Origin of the sequence: Vibrio sp. V39_P1S14PM300 (assembly GCF_009904765.1) — a bacterium.
Classification (GTDB): Bacteria; Pseudomonadota; Gammaproteobacteria; order Enterobacterales; family Vibrionaceae; genus Vibrio; species Vibrio proteolyticus.
This window is the reverse complement of the sequence record NZ_WXWP01000115.1, coordinates 1-4481: the sequence shown is the minus strand read 5'-3', so window position 1 is coordinate 4481 and position 4481 is coordinate 1. Positions and strand designations below refer to the sequence as shown.

General features: G+C 50.8%; 3 protein-coding genes. All 3 read left to right on the top strand.

The window, feature by feature from the left end:
- Positions 1-122: 122 nt before the first annotated feature.
- The 3 genes from brnQ to lysS all read left to right on the top strand — a co-directional run bounded on the left by brnQ (position 123) and on the right by lysS (position 4234).
- Positions 123-1436 carry a branched-chain amino acid transport system II carrier protein gene (gene brnQ, locus CAG65_RS05460; protein ID WP_161452712.1) on the top strand — a complete coding sequence of 438 codons (1314 nt, stop codon included), beginning with the start codon at positions 123-125 and terminating at the stop codon, positions 1434-1436.
- A gap of 146 nt (positions 1437-1582) precedes the next feature.
- Positions 1583-2681 (top strand): peptide chain release factor 2 gene (prfB, locus tag CAG65_RS05455; RefSeq protein WP_161452710.1). Its coding sequence is split into 2 segments (ribosomal slippage): positions 1583-1657 and positions 1659-2681, totalling 1098 coding nucleotides; the frame shifts between segments, so codons are not numbered across the junction.
- A 35-nt stretch (positions 2682-2716) separates the two neighbouring features.
- Positions 2717-4234: a lysine--tRNA ligase gene (gene lysS / locus CAG65_RS05450; protein WP_021705646.1), complete on the top strand. Its 1518-nt coding sequence runs from the start codon at positions 2717-2719 to the stop codon at positions 4232-4234.
- Positions 4235-4481 lie beyond the last annotated feature (247 nt).

Genomic DNA, 4481 nt, shown 5'->3' with positions numbered 1-4481 from the left:
GGTTGCGAATTGATGATGCATTCGTCATTATTCGCACCCCGGATCTCTGGATTCGCTCGCATCAATTAGGTGCGTGGATGCATACACAACAACATATTTGACTATAACGATAAGGGCTATCTGTGAAGCAGACTTTAAAACTAACAGATATTGTTGCAATCGGCTTTATGCTGTTTGCGTTTTTCCTGGGTGCCGGAAACATCATTTTCCCACCATTTGCAGGGCAACTTGCGGGTGACAACCTTTTACCGGCAATGACAGGTTTCCTACTGACGGCGGTCGGACTGCCTTTGATCACCATTATTGCCATCGCACTGGCGGGTGGTACATGGGAACACATGACCAAAGATTTGCCCAAGCGTGCAGCGACCATTATGGCGGTGCTGATTTTCATCATTATCGGGCCAGCATTTGCGGCGCCGCGCACCGGACTGGTGGCGTACGAAATGGCGGTTAAGCCATTTATGCTTGACGCCGGTCAGTTCCAGCTAACGGCTTTTTCTATCATTTTCTTCATCGTAGCGATGGTGTTTGCCTGGTTCCAGGGACGACTGATCGACATGATTGGTAAAGTTCTGACCCCGGTACTGTTTCTTGGATTGATCGCGCTGGCCGTTGGCGTATTTATGAATCCTCAAGGGGACATCGTGGCGGCGCAGGGAGAATACCTGACCCATCCTCTGCAGAAAGGCTTCCTGGAAGGTTACAACACCATGGACACGTTCGCCTCACTGATGTTTGGTGTACTGATGGTGGATGCGCTGCGCGGCAAAGGCATTACCGAACGCGCTGCCACTACTAAGTACCTGATCAGTGCTGCCTTCATTGCTGCCGCTGGACTGGCGTTTGTCTACATTTCGCTGTTCTACCTGGGCGCAACCAGCTCGGTTGTCGCTGCCGGAGCTGACAATGGCGGTGTGGTGCTGAGTCAATATGTTCAGGCGCTGTTTGGTTCTTACGGTCAAATCGTTCTGTCGGTCATCGTGCTGCTGGCATGTCTGACAACCGCGATCGGCCTGATCTCGGCGTGTTCGGATTACTTCAGTTCGCTGACGCCGCTGTCGTACAAAACCTGGGTTATTATCAACGGCGTTGCGTGCGCGGTGGTGGCCAACGTGGGTCTGTCACAATTGATTTCTCTGTCGGTGCCAGTGTTGTTTGCGCTTTATCCGGTGGCGATCGCGCTAGTGGCACTGACTTTCCTGCGCAAGAAGTTACCAAACCCGAAAATGGCGTACCGTACGGTGATGCTGGTTTCTCTGCTGTTTGCAGCCATCGATGGGGCCAAAGTGGCGGGCATGGATGTCTCGATGCTTAACATGCTGCCATTATTCGATGTGGGAATGGCCTGGCTGTTGCCAACCGCACTGTCGATTGTGTGTGCCTTCTTTATCGGTTCGAGTGAAAAAGAGCAACTGGCCGACGACATGGCCTAATCCAATCAGCGGTTGAATATCAAAGGCCGGCGCTATAGCGCCGGCCTTTTCTATAGCGATTAGCGAACTCTAATTTTTCCTGTATCTTCATCACATTTTTCAGTAGAATTCTCCGGTTAAATTCTACACGAAAGTGCAAAGCAAACATGTTTGAAATCAATCCTATTAAAAACCGTCTCCAGGACGTGTCTGAGCGCACGAATGTCCTGAGGGGGTATCTTTGACTATGACGCCAAAAGAGAGCGTCTAGAAGAAGTCAACGCAGAATTAGAACAACCGGATGTCTGGAACGAACCTGAACGTGCGCAAGCATTGGGTAAGGAACGTGCTTCTCTGGAAGCGGTTGTGGAAACCATTGAGCAACTGGAGCAGGGCGTCGACGACGTGGAAGGGCTGCTTGAGCTGGCGGTGGAAGCCGACGATCAGGAAACGTTTGACGAAATCGAACCTGAATTGGCTGAGCTGGAAGAAAAACTGGCACTGCTCGAGTTTCGTCGTATGTTCGCTGGCGATCATGACAGCTCGGATTGTTATATTGACCTGCAAGCGGGCTCCGGTGGTACTGAGGCGCAGGACTGGACGAACATGATGCTGCGGATGTATCTGCGCTGGGCTGAAGCCAAAGGCTTCAAAGCCGAAGTGATCGAAGTTTCCGAAGGTGAGGTGGCGGGTCTGAAATCGGCAACGGTCCGTATTTCGGGTGAATACGCGTACGGTTGGCTAAGAACGGAAACCGGTGTGCACCGGTTGGTGCGTAAATCACCGTTCGACTCCGGCGGTCGTCGTCACACTTCATTTGCGTCTGCGTTTGTTTATCCAGAGGTTGATGAAAACATCGATATCGATATTAATCCGGCGGATCTGCGTATCGACGTGTACCGTGCGTCGGGCGCGGGTGGTCAGCACGTCAACACCACGGAATCTGCGGTACGGATTACCCACCTTCCGACCAATACTGTGGTGCAGTGTCAGAATGACCGTTCGCAGCATAAGAACAAAGATCAGGCGATGAAACAGCTGCGCGCTAAGCTGTTTGAACTCGAGTTGCAAAAGCAGAATGCGGAAAAACAAGCCAACGAAGACGCCAAATCCGACATCGGTTGGGGCAGTCAGATCCGTTCTTACGTACTGGATGATTCCCGCATTAAAGACCTCCGTACCGGCGTTGAAAACCGCAACACTCAAGCGGTGCTTGATGGCGATCTGGACAAATTCATTGAAGCTAGCCTGAAATCAGGTTTGTAAGCTTTTCACCGACTAACGACAGGATACATCGAAAAATGACTGATGCTGTTCAAAACGAAACTGTACTAGAAGAAAACAAACTGATTGCTGAACGCCGCGCGAAACTGGATGAGATCCGAAAGAGCTGCAAAGCAAACGGTCACCCAAACGACTTCCGTCGTGACAGCCTGGCGGGCGATCTGCAAAAAGAGTTCGGTGAAAAGAGCAAAGAAGAGCTGGAAGCGTTGAACCACGTCGTGGCGATCGCAGGTCGTATCATGGCGAAGCGTGGTCCATTCCTGGTCATTCAGGAAACTTCTGGCCGCATTCAGGCTTACGCCTCGAAAGATGTTCAGAAAGCTCTGAAAGAGCAGTACCAAGGCCTGGACATCGGTGACATCATCGGTGTGAAAGGTGCGCTGCACAAGTCAGGCAAAGGCGATCTGTACGTGAACATGGAAGAGTATGAGCTGTTGACCAAAGCATTGCGTCCTCTGCCAGAAAAATTCCATGGTCTGACCGACCAGGAGATGCGTTACCGTCAGCGCTACGTGGATCTGATTGTCAACGAAGACTCTCGTCAGGCGTTCATCATCCGTTCTAAGCTGGTGTCTGCGATCCGTAACTTCATGAGCTCGAAAGGGTACTTGGAAGTTGAAACACCAATGATGCACGTGATCCCTGGAGGCGCAACGGCGCGTCCGTTCGTCACGCATCACAATGCACTGGACATCGACATGTTCCTGCGTGTCGCGCCTGAACTGTACCTGAAGCGTCTGGTAGTCGGTGGTTTTGACCGTGTGTTTGAGATCAACCGTAACTTCCGTAACGAAGGTCTGTCGCCACGTCACAACCCAGAATTCACTATGATGGAATTTTACCAGGCATACGCTGACTACAAAGATCTGATGGATCTGACCGAAGAGATGCTGAGTACTGTGGCGATGAACGTACTGGGTTCAACCTCAATGCCATACGGCGATGAAACGGTTGAATTTGGCGGCAAATACGCGCGTATGAGCATGTTCGAAGCGATCAAACACTACAACCCGACTCATGAACAGATCCAGGCGCTGACGGAAGCTGATCTGCAAAACCGTGAGTTGATGGTGTCGATTGCGAAATCAGTTCATGTTGAAGTTGAAAGCTTCTGGACCTGTGGTCAGTTGTTGGAAGAGATCTTTGGTGAAACCGCTGAACCAAAACTGATTCAGCCAACTTTCATCACGGGCTACCCGGCGGACATTTCGCCGTTGGCACGCCGTAGCGATGACAACCCGTTCTTCACTGACCGTTTTGAATTCTTCATCGGCGGCCGTGAAGTGGCGAACGGCTTCTCTGAGCTGAACGATGCTGAAGATCAGGACGCACGCTTTAAAGCGCAGGTTGATGCGAAAGATGCGGGTGATGACGAAGCCATGTACTACGATGCGGACTACATTACCGCTCTGGAACACGGTCTGCCACCTACGGCCGGTCAGGGTATTGGTATCGACCGTTTGGCCATGTTGTTTACCAACACGCACACCATTCGAGACGTTATCCTGTTCCCTGCTATGCGCCCACAGGCTTAAATTTGAGATTGAAAAAACCACCTTCGGGTGGTTTTTTTTCATCTTAGATTTGCCCTATTACCCGTATTGGGCCTTTTATCGCCTTCCTGAAGCAGAATTCGCCCGCCATTTTGACCAAGAATATGAACTTGTATTAATAAAAGTCATGGTAAAAGCACTATTACATGTCTAGTCTTAACATTGAGACAGATTATCTTGGCGAGTCTCGATAATGTAACGGCTCGCAGTGAAGTGCTCTGTAATGAGC